Raw genomic sequence first — 15,926 nt, 5'->3', positions numbered from 1 at the left:
TGAGGGCCGGTTCGTGATGGGCGCCGTGGTTTGGGCCGCAAGTCGTCCCAGTTTTTGAACCCTGACGGCACGCAGCCAAACCGCATGCAAAAACAGGGCCCAGCTCGGCCGGGCCCTGTCGAGTGTGCACATGTCTTCAAAAGACCGGTAATGCTTACGGCTGGTAGTCGGCCGGAGCGATGATCTTGCTGAAGTCGTAGGAGGCGACCTTCTCCCGAGTGACCAGCAGCGCCGGTGCTTCGATCCGGCCGAGCACCTTGCCGCCCTCGATCGCGGCCGTGGCTTCGCGCATCGCGTCGCGGCCCATCGAAACCGCGGGCTGCAGCGACGCGCAGGTCAGCGTGCCGTTGTCGAGCGCTGCGCGTGCCTCGTCGTTCAGGTTCGAGGTTGAAACCTTGAACTTGTCCATCGCCTTGGCTTCGTCGAGCGACTTGATCGATTCCACCGCCATCGTGTCGGCTGCGGTGAAGATGCCGTGCATGCCGGGATAGGCCTTGGCCCATTCGGCGACAGCAACGCCGGCATCCTTCGTGCCGCCGGCTTTTTCCGCGACGATCTTGATGTCGGGGAAGTCGGCCTCGATGGTGTTCTTGAAGCCGGTGACGCGAAGCTTCGCCCAGATCTCGTCCGGGCCGGCGAAAAGGCCGACTTCGCCCTTGCCGCCGATCGCACGGCCAAGGCAAATGCCCTGTAGTCGGCCCATGCCGATGTTGTCGGCACCGACGAAGGACGTCAGCCGGTCGGACTTCGGTGGAACCGAAAGCGCGATAACGGGGATGCCCTTGTCGATGGCTTCTTCCACGGCCGGTGCAACGGCCACGGCATCGGCAGCACCGATGATAATGGCAGCAACCTTCTTGTCGATAAAGCCGCGGATCTGCTCGATCTGCAGTTCGGCCTTGTCCTTGGCATCTCCCTTGATGACGGCGTAGCCCTTCTCCTTGCCCGCCGTCTCGACGCCGTACAACCCGGCCTTCCAGAAAGGCGAGGCGAAATAGGGCACCGTCACCCCGATCGTCTTCTGCGTTTCGGCTGACGCGGGAGTGGCCAGTGCGCCCGTAGCGGCGGCCGCCAGAACCAACGTCATATATCGTGCATTCCTGCCCATGATTTCTCCTCCAGAACTCGGGTCATGAATTTCGTCGGGCGTTGTATCGTACCGACCATTGTGCATTCAATACGACTATTATGTATGCACAGACTTGATAAGGAATGCAAACAGATAAATTTGCACATCTGAAAGTCGGCGCGCGCCGAGGAAGACCGCGTTAGGGAGCCCTGCTTGCGCAACGCCATCGGATGCCTCGGCAAACGACCGCAACGGCTGGGTACACGGGATGACAGGGAGACGGCGGGCGGGAGGAGCGACGGGAGCCGGCGTCGTCCGGTGATCGATCAAGCCAAACGGGCCGCGCTTTCGCGCAGCCAAGCAAGCCTGAGGGTGGTGGGCCGTCAGGCCGCGTAATCGCGAGCGCGCTCGCGGCCGAACCGGTTCAGATCAGAAATGCCCGCGGGCGAGATTATTTGCTGGCTGCCGCCGTAAACCGTCGCATGACGCCGGCGCTCAGGCGGGCATTGTGCTCGGAAAGCGCGGCGTATGCGCCGGCGGCGTCGTTGGCGCGGATGGCGTCGACGATCTTCTGGTGCTCGTCGAGCGACTGCTGCAGCCGCACGTCGGCAGGACCCGCCTGATGCTGGCGGAACGGGGCCAGCCTGACCCTGAGCTCGACCGCCATGGCGGCGATCGTGGTGTTGTGGGCCCCTCGGCAGATCGCGTCGTGGAACTTGCGATTGATGTCACGGCAGCCATCGAGATCCTGATTGCCGACACATTCGGCATAGAGCCGGTGGAGTTCGTAGAGCTGTTCGCGCTCCATGCCCGTCATGCGCTGGGCGGCCAGCCGGGCGCAGGAGGCCTCGATCTCGCATTCGGCCTCCAGCATGTCGGCCATCTGCTCGACGTCGATCCGCGCGACGATGCCGCCGCGTCGAGGATTCATCTCGATCAGCCCGCGCGCACCCAGTTCGCGCATCGCTTCGCGCACGGGGGTTCTGGAAACGCCGAACTTCTCGGCGATCATCTTTTCCTCAAGCTTCTGCCCAGGGGTCATCACACCCTTGGCGATCTCTTCCGCCAGGGCCTGATAGATCTGAGAGGCGATAGTTGTCATGCGCGCAGCTTTCCTGTCTTCACGACATTGAGCGACCTTCAGCCGAAGGTGCTTGGAATCGATTTAATGACAGCCAAGGATTTATGCAAGTTGAGCTGTCAGGGGGCGGCCCTCGCGGGCCGCGTCAAGGTTGTGCAACAACGCGGTTACCTGAGCCTCCTCTGCCGCCGGTGAGCGCCCGGCCATATGCGGCGTGAGAACGACATTGTCGAGGTCGCGAAGCGCAGCAGGCAGCGCCGGCTCACCTTCGAAGACATCGAGCCCGGCGCCGGCGATGCCGCCGCGTTGCAACACCTCAACGAGTGCCGCGGTATCCACCACCATGCCGCGCGAAATGTTGACCAGAAAGCCCTTTGGTCCGAGCGCTTCCAGCACTTCGCGGTTGACCAGATGCCGCGTCGCCGGCCCGCCGGGACAGGCAACGACAAGAAAGTCGCTGACGGCCGCAAGCGCCACCGCGTCGGGGAGGCGTGGCCAGGTAACACCGGGCATGACTTCCGGTGCCGTATAGGTGACCTCCATGCCGAAGGCTTCGCCGCGCCCGGCAATGGCCTGGCCGATATTGCCAAGTCCGATCATGCCGAGCCTCGACCCCGAAAGCGTCGGGCGGGGCGAGCGGATCGAAGCCCAGGCGCCGGTGCGCAGCGCCCGGTCGCGGACGCAGATATCGCGCGAGACCGCCAGCATCAGCGCAAGCGCGTGATCGGCGACCGTCTCCATATTGGTGTTCGGCGCATGGGTGACGGACACGCCATGATGCCTGGCCCCGTCCAAATCGATGTTCTCGTAGCCGGCACCAAAGGAGCAAGCGAGCTTGAGGCCCGGAAGCCGTGCCATGTCGGCCTGCGACAGTCCGGTGCTGCCGTTGGTCACGATCGCCCAGACTGTGTTCGGGTCGAGATCCGGTGATCCGCTGCCCAAGCCGTTAGGCAGCGTGATCACATCGTAGGCGCTGGAGAGGCGTGACAGGCACTTTTCGGAAACCGGTATCGAAACCACAATCGTCTTTCTTGCCATGTCAGTCTCTCCAATGCGTTTGTCGTGTCGTTCCGTCATGCGAACCGGACGATTGTTTCAGCTGTGTGGCGTGCCGCGCCTGAGGCGCGGCCGCGACAGGCCTGATCAGGCCGCGTTGACGTTCTTGACTGCACCCTTCCAGCCATTCTCGGTGACGTCGAAGACAATGCCTTCGGGCGTCTTGTACTTGACCTCGTAGAAAACGTTCGGGTTGGTTTCCTTGCGGCCGGCCATGTAGGACCCGCCGGCAGCACGCACGAGCTGGTCTGTTTCCTCGACGGAATCGACCCAGACGCCGAAGTGGATGAGGCCGTTATAGTCCTTCTCGGTCTCGAAGCCCGGAACCGGCTCTTCGCCGAAGTTGAGCAGGGCCACGTTCATGATGCCGTCGGTCATATAGACGCCGCGCATGGCCTGGCCGGCGCGGGTCATGCCGAATGCCTTTTCGAAGAACTGGGCTGCGGCTTCCGGATCCGAAACCGCGATAGCGAGATGGCGCAATTTTGCCATGGGTCAATTTCCTTCTGTCGATGACGAGCGCGAGGCGACATGCGGCGCGCAACACGAGATCAAATCGCTTCGTGTATGCAAATACTAATCTGTGTATGCAAAATGGTTGTCAAGTGTGTTTTTGGATGTTATCGACATGCAAACAGACGACGGTGCACGGAAAGCCGTCGGTCACACCAGCTTGGAGGCGCGGGATGAGGTTTGCGGGATTGACGGTCACGGATCAGGCGCGGCTGGACGCCGTCGGCGCCATCTGGAACGACGACCTGGCGGCAAGCCGCAAGGTCGTGCTCGACGTCTACCGGCCGCATGTCGAGGCAAGCATCGTCCGCCAGCCGCTCGTCGAGCATCGCGACATCCCCTATGGCGAAGACAGTGCGCAACGCCTGGACGTGTTCGAAAGCGCCTATTCCTGCGCCGGTGGTCGTCCACGCGATGTCGTCGCCTTCGTCCACGGCGGTGCATTTACGCGCGGTTCAAAGAGCGCCGACGGGCTGATCTACGACAACGTGCTGCGCTGGTTTGCCCGACAGGGCTTCGTCGGCGTCAACATCGAATATCGCCTGGCGCCGGGGGCGCAGTATCCTGAGGGCGCGCGCGACGTCGCCGCGGCGATCGACTGGATTACCGGGTCGATCGCCGATTACGGCGGCGATCCGCAATCGATCCTGCTTATCGGCCATTCCGCCGGCGGCTGCCATGTCGCGGGCTATCTCTATGATCCGGCGGCCGGTCGATTGCCGAGCCCGGCGGTCAAGGGGGCCGTGTTCATCAGCGCGCGGCTCAGGGCCGACCAGTTGCCCGACAACCCCAATGCCGCCAACGTCCGTCAATATTTCGGGGATGATCTCGCCACCTACGAGGCGCGCTCCCCGGTAACCCACGCGGGCGCGAGCGACCTGCCGGTGCTGGTCGCCGTCGCAGAGCACGAGAACCGCTACATCGATGCCTATGGTGCCGAGTTCGTCCAGCGCCATGCGCTCCGCAAGGGCAAGGCGCCGCGTTTCCTGCAGCTCAACCGCCACAATCACACGTCCATCGTCGCGCATTTCGATACGCGCGAGGAGGAGCTTGGACGCGAGATCCTCCGGTTCGCCCAGCAGGAATGCGGCTTCTTTTCCTGCGGCCTCACCTGTCAAAATCGAAAGTGAACACCCATGAATCCAGACCTCTTTTCCGTCTACGCTCCCGTCCTCACCCCGTTCAAGGCGGACCTGAGCTGCAACACACCCCGCTTCATCGAGCATTGCCGCTGGATCGTCGAACAGGGCGCCGGGCTCGCGGTCTTCGGCACCAACAGTGAGGCAGCCTCGCTGGCGTTGCGCAAGAAGCGCGACCTGCTCGATGCGGTCGTCATGGCCGGCATCCCCACGAAGGCGCTGATGCCGGGGGTCGGCGCCTGCAGCTTGGAGGAAACCATCGAGCTTACCCGCGCAGCCGTCGATGCTGGTGCGCCCTCGGTGCTCGTGCTGCCGCCGTTCTTCTACAAGCCGCTGACGACGGACGGTCTCGCGCGCTATTACGGGCGGCTGATCGAAGCGGTCGGATCCGACCGTCTCTCGATCGTTCTCTATCACATACCGCAATTCACCGGCGTGCCGATCACCCTTGAGCTGATCGAGACCCTGCAGCGGCGATATCCTGCCAACATTCTCGGCGTGAAGGACAGCTCCGGCGACCGCGACACGCTGAACGGCTTTCTCGGCGTCGGAAACGGGTTCCGCGTCTTTCCCGCTTCGGAGATCCTGCTTGGCGAGACCATCGAGCGTGGCGCCGTCGGTTGCATTTCGGCGACGGCCAATGTCAACGCCAAGGCCATGGTCGATGCGGTTTCGGCCGCGAGCACAGTCGGGGCCGCACAGGCTTTCGCTTCGATTGCCCCGGTGCGCACGTTGTTCCAGCAGTTTCCGATGATCCAGGCGATGAAGATCGCAATGGCCCGCCACACCGGCGACGAGACCTGGCGCGCGGTGCGTCCGCCGCTGGTGGAGCTCGATCGCCAGGCCGAACAGAAATTCGTGTCCGCCTGCACAGAGATCGGCTTCAGGCCCTGGGCCGCGACGATGGAGCCAGCATGAGCGCGGTGGTTCCGGGGGCCATAAAGCCGCTTGCCAACTATCCTGATCTCAGGCGGGCGGGCGGATTGCTCTTCCTGTCCGGCATGAGCGCCCGGCAGGCGGATGGCACAATTGCAGGCTCGGCAAGAACCGCTGACGGTCAAGCGACCTACGATGTCGCCGAGCAATTGCGGGTGATCCTGCGCAAGATCGGCGAAACGCTCGCCCGCAATGGTGGAAGCTTCGGCGACATCGTCGATGTCACGGTGTTCCTGACCGACATGCGCCACTACCGGGCGATGAACGACGAGTACAATATGTGGTTTGCCGCCGATGGGCCGGCACGCACCACAGTCGGGGTCAACGAACTGCCGCATCCCGATATGGTCGTGGAACTGAAGGTGGTGGCTCGCGCGCCGGCATGAAGCTTTATGAAGGTCTGAAAAGCAGCCCCTGGCGATGCCGCCGGGGGCTGCTGCCGTTTAGAGGATCTGGCAGGCGTCTTCGAACGACAGGCGCGGGTGGCGGGCAAACAGCTTTGACGGATCGCCATGGCCGAGCCCGCAAAGGAAATTCGATCTCAGCTGCGCGTCGCTGAAGAAGATCGCGTCGACGGCCTTGGCGTCGAAGCCGGAGATCGGGCCACAATCGAGCCCGAGCGCGCGGGCAGCCAGCATGTAATAGCCCGCCTGCAGCGTGGCGTTGCGGAAGGCCGTATCCGCGACGAGATGCGGATTGCGCTCGAAGAACCCCTTTCCGTCCGTGTGCGGAAACAGGAACGGCAGGCGCTCGGCAAAGGCGAAGTCTGTCGCGAAGATGGCGACGACCGGGCACGTCATCATCTTGTCGACATTGCCGGCGGCGAGCGCCGGGCGCAGCTTTTCCTTCGCCTCTGTCGTGACGAGGTAGGTAATCCTCAGCGGCGAGCAGTTCATGCTCGTCGGCGCCAGCCGCGCGAGATCGTGGATCTGCTCGAGCAGCGCGTTCGCAACGGGCCGATCGAGCCAGCCGTTCTGGCTTCGCGCTTGCGTGAACATTTTTTCCAGCAGGCTTGCGTCCGCCTGCGTGGGTTGAAGGCTTCGATGGTCCATGGGTTCCCTTTCGGATGTTGGTTATCTCGGGCGTCTATGAGTTGGCGGCCGCGATCAACCGTTCGACCAGTGCGCGGTCGACGAGCGGATCGGGACGTTCGGCCTCCGGCCCTTTGGCCAGAGGAAAGCTTGGCCGGTTTCTGATGGCATCGGCCCACGCCTGGACGTTCGGAACAGCGTCGAGAAGGGCTGACATGGCGAGCCGGTCGAGCCGGTCGATGAAGGCGGACAACGCAACATCCGCCAATGTGTAGGTTTCCGCCGCAAGCCATCGCCGTTGCGAGAGTGCCTCGTCCATATTGGCAAGCACCTGTTTCATCGTCGCGATCGAGCGGATGATCGCCCGGCAATCGATCGGGGCTTTGGCTGCCTCTCTATAGGCATCGGCTCGGGCAGCATGCGGATGGCGGTCCATCGCGGCGTCGAGCGCACCGGCCGGCAGCCGCCGTAAGCGCACCTTCAGGATCAGGTTGAATGTCGGTGGCCTGACGGCCGGATGAACCACCTTGTCTGCCACTGACGTCCAGGCGCGCACGCGCTGCCGCGCGTCGGGCGCCGTCGGCAAGAGCCCGCCGTCCGCCAGGTCATTCAGTCGTTCGTTGATGCGGGACGATTCGGTGACGATCTCATCGCCGATCCTCAATGCTGGCACGAGTCCGAGCGGGTTTATGGCGAGGAAGTCCGCCTGGAGATTGGCAAAGGCTGCGAGATCCACGCGGCGGGAAATCCAGGGAAGGCCGAGTTCGGCGAGGCAGAGGCGGACCTTGTGGGACTGGATCGACCCCCATTCGTGAAACAGCTCGATACGCCCCATGTGCATTTTTTCGCAACTTTCACTTCCGTGTGCACCAGTGTACTTGACAAGAATACATAATGACGAAATTGTATGCAAGAAGATACCGACAGCATGGAAGGAGATAGCCGGTGGTTTGGCATGCGCTTGGGCAAAGGCTCATCAGGGAAGAAATACGGCCGGTCATCGTGACCGAGCAGGGGGTCTACGATCTGGATCTGGTCTCGCGCGTCCTGGGGCGTCCGGGCGAGGACTGGAGCCGGTGGCGCGCCGGCGGCATCGCCGCGATGCTCGACGCCTGGACCGACGTCGAACCGGCATTGGCAGCGCTTGCCGACAATCTCGCCGCCAGCGGTCCGAAGTTCGAGCCGCTTGGAACGGGGACGAAGCTTTGCGCGCCCTATCGTCCGAACAGGATCTTTGCTACCGCTTCGAATTATGTCGAGCATGCGCAGGAGATGGGGACGGTGCTAGCGGCGAAGTCCGAGAGTCAGCCCTTCGTCTTCATGAAGGCGGATTCGAGCGTCATCGGCCCCGATGAGGCGATCATCCTTCCGCAGAGGGCCCAGAAGGTCGACTGGGAGGTCGAGCTTGCAGCGGTCATCGGCATCGGCGGCCGCGACATTCCGGTCGACAAGGCGCTCGACCACGTCGCCGCCTACACCGTCATCAACGACATCACGTCGCGCGACCTGACGCGCCGCAGCGATTTTCCGTTCAAGCACGACTGGTTCCGCGGCAAGAGCTTCGACACCTTTGCGCCGCTCGGCCCCTGGCTGGTGCCGGCCGATTGCATCGGCGACCCGCAGGACCTGCGCCTGACGCTCGACGTCAACGGAACTCGAAAGCAGGACGACAGCACCGGCTCGATGATCTTCTCGGTGGCCGAGCAGATTTCCTATCTGTCGTCGATCCTGACCTTGCGTCCGGGCGATCTGGTCGCAACCGGCACCCCCGACGGGGTCGGAATGGGCACGGGAGAATTCCTGAATGCCGGCGACATCGTGACGGCCGCCGTGGAGAAGGTCGGCACCATCACCAATCCGATCAGAGGAGCTCGGATCGACTAACAACCAAACCGCCAGCAATGGCTAAACTGAGGAGGACAGTATGGCTAAAAAGTTTGGAAATTCGCTTCGCCTGGCAGCGCTCGCCGGAGCGCTTGCATCGATGATGACGGCGGCTTCCGCCGCCGAGGAAATTTCGTTCAACATGTCGTGGTTGCCGCAAGGGAGCGTTGGAGGCGTTCTCGTTGCCAAGGCCAAGGGGTTTTACGACGAGGCAGATCTCAACGTCTCGGTCTACCAGGGTTATGGTGGTCAGCGCACCGTCAACGAGATCGACCAGGGCCTGTTCGATATCGGCTACGGCGACCCGGTGAGCGTCATTCTCAACCGCGTCAACGGCGGCAAGGCCGTCTTCGTCGGCTCGATCAACACGGTCTGGCCGGGCGCGCTCTGCTACATCCAGAAGGACGGCGAGAAGACCCCGGTGCTTGCCGATTTCAGCGGTAAGTCGGTGGGTGGCGGCGCGACGTCGCCGGTCCAGAACATCGTGCCGGCCTGGCTCGAGCAGAACGGGCTGCCGAAGGATCATCTGAAGCTCTTGCGGATGAACCCGGCGGTCATCACCTCGTCCTTCCTCGAAGGACAGGTCGACCTTGCCGAATGCTGGGAAGGTGCCAGCCTGCCCATTCTCAACGAGAATGCGCAGGAGAGCGGCAAGAAGATCGGCATGATCAAGTATCGCGATTTCGGTCTCGACATGTATGGCAGCGGCTTCGTCACCACCGAAGCGATGCTGGCCGAGAAGCCCGAGGTCGTCGACAAGTTCCTCGACGCCTCCTACCGCGGCTACGAGTACATGGCCGCGCATCCGGAAGAATCCGCCGATCTGATCGTCAAGCAGTATCCGACGCTGAAAAAGAGCGTTGTGCTCAACCAGATCAAGCAGATCAATGCGCTGGTGCGCGATCCCCACGCGGAAAACAAGGATCTCGGCTTCGTTCGCGCCGATCGCATGGAAAAGACGATGGGCTTCGTGCGTGAAGCATTCGTCGTCGACGACAGCATCAAGACCGTCGACCTCTACCGCAACATCAGTCGCTGAGGCCGGCCCAAACCTGGGATGAGGAACATGAAGAAGAAGATCAACGTGCGGAAGCTTGGCCACATGGTGCTGATGGTCCGCGACATCCACAAGTCTGTCGATTTCTATACCAATGTCGTCGGCCTTGAGGTCTCGGACTGGATCGAGGACAAGATGGTGTTCCTGCGTGCAGGCAGCGACCACCACGATCTTGCTCTGTCGCAGCTACCGGCGGATTCACCCGACCGCGACGACCTGCCGAAGTACACGAGGCCCGGCCTCGAGCACTTCTCCTATCTCGTCGACAGCCTCGAAGACATGGAGGCTGCCGCCGAGATGCTGCAGGAGCGGGGCGTCGAGATCGTCCGCGGTATCGGCAAGCACGGTCCCGGCGCCAACTGCTTCCTCGTGTTCAAGGATCCCGACGGCAACAACTGCGAGATCTACTGTGACATGATCCAGGTCACGGAGGACAACCCGCACACGCCGCAGGTTTGGGAACGCAACATCGACGCGTTCGACCAATGGCGCTTCAAGCGCTTCGTCGTGCCGCCACCGCACCAGGTGGTCAAGGACAAGCAGGGTCAGTGATGTCAGGAGCGTTTCGGCTTCGAACGCAGGGATCGAAACGCTCCGCTTTGTTCCCGACCTGTCCAGGAAAGCGGTTTGGCTTGTCCTGGAAATGCCCTTGCGCGCCGGCATCGACCGGCGCGCCTCACCACGGATGCCAACTCGCTCTTCGGAGGCCCTCATGCCAGGCGTTAGTTCGCGACTTGCCGCCTATAGCCAAGTCGTCTTGTTTTTCGGTGCTTTTCTACTCTTCTGGGAATATGGCGTCCGATATTTCGAAGTCAAAAGCTACATTCTTCCGCCGATCTCGGCGATCGCCGTCGCCGTCTGGGAGGCGCGCAGCGAGATCTTCGAGAATTCGATGTACACGCTCGCCGAGGTGCTCATCGGCTTTGGCGCCGCCGTCGTCGTCGGCGTCATGCTCGGCATGGTCGTCTATGTCTCGCCCTTTGCCCAGCGCACCATCTATCCGCTTGTCACCGCGTTGCAGACGACGCCCAAAAGCGCGCTCGCACCGCTGATGATCGTCTGGTTTGGCTACGGCTTCATCTCCAAGGTGGCGATGGCGTTTCTGTTTGCCTTCTTCCCGATTGTGGTGGCGACGCTCGGCGGCTTTGCCGGCACGGCGAAGAACCTCGAGGAACATTTTCGCGCGTTGAATGCCGGTCCGTGGCGCACGTTCACAACGCTTAGGCTGCCAAGCGCTCTGCCAAGCTTCATCGACGGCTGTCGGGTGGCGATGCCGCTTGCGATGATCGGCGCGATCATTGGCGAACTCGTTGGCTCCGAGCGTGGTCTCGGCAACCTGATCATGCTGGGAACGGCCTCGACGCGCACCGACCTCGTCTTCGGCTGCATCATCGTCATCACGCTGATTTCGCTCGCTCTTTACGCGCTGATCGAATTTGCGGCCAAGTCCGTCTGGTGGCGGGGAATTCAGGTATGAACATTTCAGTTCGGGAGGAAAAGATGGTGTCGACAGCCACGGCCGAAGCGCCGCAATCAGGCAAGGGCTTGAGCCCGGCGGCAGAGCCTGCCGTCAACCATATCGAGGCGCATGGCCTCAACAAGACGTTCGGCTCGTTCAAGGCGCTTGAGGACATCGACTTTGCCATCAGGAACCAGGAGTTCGTTTCGGTGCTTGGCCCGAGCGGCTGCGGCAAGAGCACGCTGCTGCGCATCGTCGCCGGCCTGATCCCCTATGAGAGCGGCTCGGCGACGATCAAGGGCGAGATGGTGCGGGCGCCGCGCCCTGACGTCGGCGTGGTCTTCCAGACCAACAACATGCTGCCGTGGCTGACGGTGCGCCGCAACGTCGAGCTTGGGGCGCGCATCCGCAACATGCCGGCAGACGCCCGCGACGCGGCGGTCGACAAGATCCTCGACGTGCTGTCGCTGACCAAGTTTGCCGATGCGCATCCGCATCAGTTGTCGGGCGGCATGCGGCAGCGCGCGTCGATCGGCCAGGCGCTGGTTCTCGATCCACAGATTCTGCTGATGGACGAGCCCTTCGGAGCCCTCGACGCGCTGACGCGCGACAAGCTCAATGTCGAATTGCTGCGTATCTGGCAGGAGTCCCGCAAGACGGTGATGTTGATCACCCACAGCATTGCCGAGGCCGTGTTCCTGTCGGACCGCGTCCTGGTCATGGCCGACCGTCCCGGCAAGATCGTCGAGGAAGTGACCATCGATCTGCCGCGTCCGCGCAACGCTGCCACCACTCGCGCAATGCCGAAATTTGGCGAGTACGTCGCCTATCTCGGCAAGGTCATGGGCGTCGCCAGCTAGCGCACCGTACGTTCAGAAGAACGCACCGAGGACGCGCTGGCGCTTTAACTTTATCGTATCGTGTACGTCTTCGGTGATTCCACCTGAAAACGGGATACTGGAGGCAAGATGCGAAGCGCGTCTCCACAAGATGCATAAGGACAAGAGATAGGCCGCTCTTGCGGTTTCGCCTAAACGGAAACGCAGCATCGGCTCGATCTTACCCGCCTCCCTGGGCGATTTTTCTCCGGGGAGGCGGGCGAGTTGCGTTCGTGATGGCTTACGAAGTGGGCGGTTGCCTTTCGGGATCCCAGCCTGCCTCCCGGCCATCGATTGAAATCTTCCTGCCGGCCTGCGCCGGCGAAAATGCGATTGGAACTCTTATGCCCCAACTCACACTCGATCTCGCCAACGGGATCATCAACGCCGCCTTCGGCGCTGCGGCAAAAGCCCGGATGAAGCCGCTCTCGGTGGCCGTCCTCGATGCCGGTGGCCATCTCATCGCGTTCCAGAAGCAGGACGGTTCCTCTATGCTTCGCTTCGAGATCGCCTCAGGCAAAGCCTACGGCGCGCTTGCCGTCGGCATGGGGTCGCGCTGGCTGAGCAACACGGCGGTCGAGCGGCCGCATTTCGTGCAGGGGCTCTCGGCCGTCTCCGGCGGCCGCATCGTGCCGGTGCCGGGCGGTGTTTTGGCGCGCACGGCGGACGGTGACCTCATCGGTGCGGTCGGCATCACCGGGGATACGTCCGACAATGACGAAGCCTGCGCCGTCGCCGGCATCGAGGCGGCCGGCTTCGTGGCGGATGCCGGATAGCGAACCCCGTCGACCGGGCGCTGTCCTCTGCCGTGTAGCCGGGACGCCGTCGTCTGGTGATGGCGCTAGCGCGGGGAGCGGGCGAGAAGTGCCCGAGCGCGGGTGACGATCGGCCGGTCGACGAATTTCCCCTCGAAGGTGAAGGCGCCGATCCCGGCCTGGTCGGCCTGGTCGGCCGCGTCTATCAGGCGACGTGCGCGGTCGAGTTCTTCCGGCGAAGGGGAAAAGCCTCCGTTCAGGAGGGGAACGACACTCGGGTGAATGCAGGTGGCGCCGTCGAAGCCGAAGTCCTTGGCCTCAGCGACGGCAGCCGCCAATGCCTGCCTGTCGGCGTAGTCGGCGGTGCTGCGCAGCAGCCCGAAGGAAAGAATACCGGCGGCCTTGGCGGCGTAATGGACCATCAGCTTCGGCAGGCGCAGAACCTCGGGTGTCGGTTGGGCGCCCATCGCGGTGGCAAGGTCTTCGCCACCGACGGAGATCGCAAAGACCCGCGGCCCCGCGGCGATCGGCGTCGCGTTCAGCAGTCCCTCCGTATCCTCGATCAGCGGTGCAAATCGCATTGGCGGGCGGTTGCCGGCATCTTCCAGCGGCCGCAGGTGTGCATCGAGCCGATGGAGAATATCCGGCGAAGACACCTTGGGAATGTAAAGCGCTTGCGCGCCGGCTTGGCAGGCTGCACTGGCATCGGCCAGCATGGTGGGTTCATCATGGGTGTTGATGCGGACAATCACCGTAGCGCCGGCTCGACCGACCATCGGCACGGATCGGGCGAGCGCCGCCCTCGCCGCATCCTTCTCGTTCGCCGCGACGGCATCCTCCAGGTCGATGATAACAGCATCTGCCCCGCGCTCGTGGGCCTTTTCCAGAAACCGCGGTGAACTGCCGGGAACGTAAAGCAGTGATCGCATGGTCATTCGGTTCGGCCTCTCTTGGGCTGATTGCTTTCATCGGGCAACACATTGACGTCGCTCAGCACGTCGACGCTATTCTCAGATACGGCATCAATCTCTTCCGTTGGGTTGCCCGGGTTTGAACATGCGCTGCGAAAGCGTCTCGCTCACGCGAAGCGCGGCCCCTACCGTTGCTTGGGCGACACGATCGAGATTGCCGGCGATCCGCTCGCGCGGGCCAGACATGTTGACGACGGCAACGATGCGACCCTCGGGATCGCGGATCGGGGCGGCAACCCCTGCCGCACCTTCGACCCTGCCGTGAAGATTGGCGACATAGCCGTCCTTTTGCGCTGCAGTCACGCGCTTGGCTATGGCTTGGGGATCGTCTTCCTCAAGGAGGGAGCAACCGAGATAGGCCTGGAAATCGTCTTCGGACAGGCCGGAAAGCAACATCAGTCCGCTTGCCACGTAGTGGGCGATGCGCGGCGTGGCGATGTCGCGATCGTAGCGGATTTCCCGTCGGGGCAGGATCTTGTTGAGGTAGCGCACCTGGCGGTCGTCGGTCAGCACCGCGATGAAGCCGGTCTCCTCGACCGCCGCCACCGTTTCGCGAAGGATCGGCTCCGCGACCCTGAGGATCGTGCCCCAACCGTTGTTTGCTTCCGATGGCTCGCCCGGCAGCCGGATCAACAGATAACGCCCGTCCGCCTGGCGGGTGACGTACCCGGCGTCGACCAGCGTGCGCAGGAGCAGCAGGGTGCTGCTTTTCGGCAAGGCAAGCGCCTGCACGACTTGTGCAAGCGTGACGGCGTCGCTGCGCGACGCCAGCCACTCGATGAGTTCCAGAATCCTTTGCGCGCCGCGGCCACTCATGAGAGCTACTCTTTGTTCAGTATATTGAACATGTTCTAGATTATGAAACTACCGAGCGTCGCCACCCCCGTCAAGGCATGGCTGACGCTACGAGTTCTCTCGGACTTATCGGGCGGACGATTATTCTCGGGCCGACAGCTGTGACAATGCTTCTGAACGACTTCAGGAAGGCCGGAGGCGCACACCGGTACAATCACACCGGGAGGTCATTTCAGGCCGCAACAATTCTTGACTCCCCCGATCAAACGCTCGCCTCCATTGGCAGGCAGGGTGTCGACGTGCCCGGTTTGATCTCCAAAGACACGAGAAGGAGCCGGTCAATGTTCGAATGAGGAGTGAACATATGCGTAAGCCCAAGCTTAATCCGACTGTCCATGCCATCACCGTACCCGGCTACAAGCCGGTCGCCCTGCCGGCGGTCCGCGCCGCTCACCTTATGCTGAAAAGCAAGCACGATGCCGATGTGCGCCACGCGCAGCGCAAGACTGCCTTGCGCATCGTCAACCAGTTCGATCGCGATACCGACTGATGATCCGGCGGCCGCGGCGCGTGGATGATTGCCCGACGGCGAGCATTTCCTGCAATGCCGACGCGATAAATGGCAAAATCCCGCGATAGCTGAGAGGGAGCGCGGCCACGAGCCCGTTGCGGCGTTGCACAAGGTCGCCCACTTAAGTCGTGGATCGGGCGTGACCCCTTCCCACTTTCCAAACAGCGTCAGGCCTGCCGCCCTGGCAAGAGCCGCTAAGGCATGGTTGTCGAACTGGCATCGGTCTGCGGCTCGAGGCCCTGCTCGGACGTGTACTGGCTGATCGCGCGACGACGTTGCGTGCATCGCCCTTGCTCCTGAGGGAGGGAAGCGTCAGGACGCCGGTGTCGGCGATCTGCGCATCCTCCCAGGGGTACATGCTGGCGGTGCAGACGAGACGTTACTGCTGCGCGAAGGCGCCGAATACCGCCCAGTGATCCAGTTCGCGACAAAGGCGCCGTCCAGATCCTGCTCCGACGAAGCTGCCTCGAAGGCGGAAAAGGCCGCTTCGTCGCATGCCATGAGCCGGCGCACATCAAGCGCCAGATCCTCTCGTACCGGCGAACGCCTGCCTGCTTCAGCAAAATAGAACAGATAGTCGGCGCCGTTGAGCGTGACTGATGTTTCGGGGAGCCTCCGGCGAAAGGCCTGAGGCCTGATGTCCCTTTGTCGTGGGAGGTTCAGGCGATCGGCAAGCTCTGGCGTCAACACCGCCATCGTCCGGCCGTCGACGGTTTCCAGCACTATGACCC

At 62.7% G+C, this 15,926-nt stretch carries 19 protein-coding genes; 10 read left to right on the top strand and 9 right to left on the bottom strand.

Going from position 1 to position 15,926, the window contains the following annotated elements; genetic code table 11:
• Nucleotides 1-154: 154 nt before the first annotated feature.
• The 4 genes from HT585_RS16745 to HT585_RS16730 all read right to left on the bottom strand — a co-directional run bounded on the left by HT585_RS16745 (nt 155) and on the right by HT585_RS16730 (nt 3,698).
• Nucleotides 155-1,087: a sugar ABC transporter substrate-binding protein gene (locus HT585_RS16745; RefSeq protein ID WP_176353980.1), complete on the bottom strand. Its 933-nt coding sequence runs from the start codon at nt 1,085-1,087 to the stop codon at nt 155-157.
• Nucleotides 1,088-1,520: 433 nt separating this feature from the next.
• The gene (locus HT585_RS16740; protein ID WP_077501495.1) at nt 1,521-2,171 is read right to left on the bottom strand and encodes a GntR family transcriptional regulator; all 651 of its coding nucleotides are present in this window, start codon (nt 2,169-2,171) and stop codon (nt 1,521-1,523) included.
• An 81-nt stretch (nt 2,172-2,252) separates the two neighbouring features.
• Entirely contained in the window at nt 2,253-3,188 is a 936-nt protein-coding gene (locus HT585_RS16735; protein WP_176353979.1) for a 2-hydroxyacid dehydrogenase, read from the bottom strand.
• A gap of 105 nt (nt 3,189-3,293) precedes the next feature.
• Nucleotides 3,294-3,698, bottom strand: a complete 405-nt coding sequence (locus HT585_RS16730; RefSeq protein WP_077501493.1) for a VOC family protein — start codon at nt 3,696-3,698, stop codon at nt 3,294-3,296.
• A gap of 194 nt (nt 3,699-3,892) precedes the next feature.
• Between HT585_RS16730 and HT585_RS16725 the strand changes: the two genes are divergently transcribed.
• Genes HT585_RS16725 through HT585_RS16715 form a run of 3 tightly spaced genes read left to right on the top strand, consistent with a single transcriptional unit; the run spans nt 3,893 to nt 6,180 of the window.
• Complete coding sequence (locus HT585_RS16725; RefSeq protein ID WP_176353978.1) at nt 3,893-4,849, top strand: alpha/beta hydrolase; 957 nt, start codon at nt 3,893-3,895, stop codon at nt 4,847-4,849.
• A gap of 6 nt (nt 4,850-4,855) precedes the next feature.
• Nucleotides 4,856-5,776: a dihydrodipicolinate synthase family protein gene (locus HT585_RS16720; protein ID WP_176353977.1), complete on the top strand. Its 921-nt coding sequence runs from the start codon at nt 4,856-4,858 to the stop codon at nt 5,774-5,776.
• Nucleotides 5,773-6,180, top strand: a complete 408-nt coding sequence (locus HT585_RS16715; protein WP_176353976.1) for a RidA family protein — start codon at nt 5,773-5,775, stop codon at nt 6,178-6,180. The genes HT585_RS16720 and HT585_RS16715 overlap by 4 nt, the downstream gene beginning before the upstream one ends.
• Before the next feature lie 57 nt (nt 6,181-6,237).
• Here the strand turns inward: HT585_RS16715 and HT585_RS16710 are convergent, their stop codons facing one another.
• A complete protein-coding gene (locus HT585_RS16710; RefSeq protein ID WP_176353975.1) occupies nt 6,238-6,846 on the bottom strand; it encodes a malonic semialdehyde reductase in 609 nt (202 codons plus the stop codon).
• A gap of 34 nt (nt 6,847-6,880) precedes the next feature.
• Entirely contained in the window at nt 6,881-7,660 is a 780-nt protein-coding gene (locus tag HT585_RS16705) for a glutathione S-transferase family protein (RefSeq protein WP_176353974.1), read from the bottom strand.
• A gap of 110 nt (nt 7,661-7,770) precedes the next feature.
• Between HT585_RS16705 and HT585_RS16700 the strand changes: the two genes are divergently transcribed.
• From HT585_RS16700 to HT585_RS16675, 6 genes are all read left to right on the top strand, one after another.
• Nucleotides 7,771-8,709 carry a fumarylacetoacetate hydrolase family protein gene (locus HT585_RS16700; RefSeq protein ID WP_343214010.1) on the top strand — a complete coding sequence of 313 codons (939 nt, stop codon included), beginning with the start codon at nt 7,771-7,773 and terminating at the stop codon, nt 8,707-8,709.
• A 40-nt stretch (nt 8,710-8,749) separates the two neighbouring features.
• Entirely contained in the window at nt 8,750-9,748 is a 999-nt protein-coding gene (locus HT585_RS16695; RefSeq protein WP_176353973.1) for an ABC transporter substrate-binding protein, read from the top strand.
• A 27-nt stretch (nt 9,749-9,775) separates the two neighbouring features.
• Nucleotides 9,776-10,318, top strand: coding sequence for a VOC family protein (locus tag HT585_RS16690; RefSeq protein ID WP_210270430.1), 543 nt, complete (start codon nt 9,776-9,778; stop codon nt 10,316-10,318).
• Nucleotides 10,319-10,478: 160 nt separating this feature from the next.
• A complete protein-coding gene (locus HT585_RS16685; protein ID WP_112811892.1) occupies nt 10,479-11,243 on the top strand; it encodes an ABC transporter permease in 765 nt (254 codons plus the stop codon).
• On the top strand, nt 11,240-12,085 hold the full coding sequence (locus tag HT585_RS16680) for an ABC transporter ATP-binding protein (RefSeq protein ID WP_246707705.1): 846 nt from the start codon (nt 11,240-11,242) through the stop codon (nt 12,083-12,085). Before HT585_RS16685 ends, HT585_RS16680 begins: the two co-directional genes overlap by 4 nt.
• A gap of 362 nt (nt 12,086-12,447) precedes the next feature.
• The gene (locus tag HT585_RS16675) at nt 12,448-12,879 is read left to right on the top strand and encodes a GlcG/HbpS family heme-binding protein (protein ID WP_176353971.1); all 432 of its coding nucleotides are present in this window, start codon (nt 12,448-12,450) and stop codon (nt 12,877-12,879) included.
• 65 nt (nt 12,880-12,944) lie between these two features.
• Here HT585_RS16675 and HT585_RS16670 read toward each other — a convergent pair whose 3' ends face one another.
• Both HT585_RS16670 and HT585_RS16665 read right to left on the bottom strand, forming a co-directional pair.
• Nucleotides 12,945-13,793 (bottom strand): HpcH/HpaI aldolase/citrate lyase family protein, encoded by an 849-nt coding sequence (locus HT585_RS16670; RefSeq protein WP_176353970.1) that lies wholly within the window; start codon nt 13,791-13,793, stop codon nt 12,945-12,947.
• 87 nt (nt 13,794-13,880) lie between these two features.
• The gene (locus tag HT585_RS16665) at nt 13,881-14,645 is read right to left on the bottom strand and encodes an IclR family transcriptional regulator (protein ID WP_176353969.1); all 765 of its coding nucleotides are present in this window, start codon (nt 14,643-14,645) and stop codon (nt 13,881-13,883) included.
• Between the two features lie 343 nt (nt 14,646-14,988).
• Here HT585_RS16665 and HT585_RS16660 point away from each other — a divergent pair, with 343 nt between their 5' ends.
• Nucleotides 14,989-15,174 carry a hypothetical protein gene (locus HT585_RS16660; protein ID WP_176353299.1) on the top strand — a complete coding sequence of 62 codons (186 nt, stop codon included), beginning with the start codon at nt 14,989-14,991 and terminating at the stop codon, nt 15,172-15,174.
• A gap of 333 nt (nt 15,175-15,507) precedes the next feature.
• Here the strand turns inward: HT585_RS16660 and HT585_RS31595 are convergent, their stop codons facing one another.
• Entirely contained in the window at nt 15,508-15,918 is a 411-nt protein-coding gene (locus HT585_RS31595; RefSeq protein ID WP_210270429.1) for a hypothetical protein, read from the bottom strand.
• Between the last annotated feature and the right edge of the window lie 8 nt (nt 15,919-15,926).

This window comes from Ensifer oleiphilus, assembly GCF_013371465.1.
Classification (GTDB): Bacteria; Pseudomonadota; Alphaproteobacteria; order Rhizobiales; family Rhizobiaceae; genus Ensifer; species Ensifer oleiphilus.
Note: the sequence above shows the minus strand (reverse complement) of the source record. Positions and strands in the feature narration are given on the sequence as shown.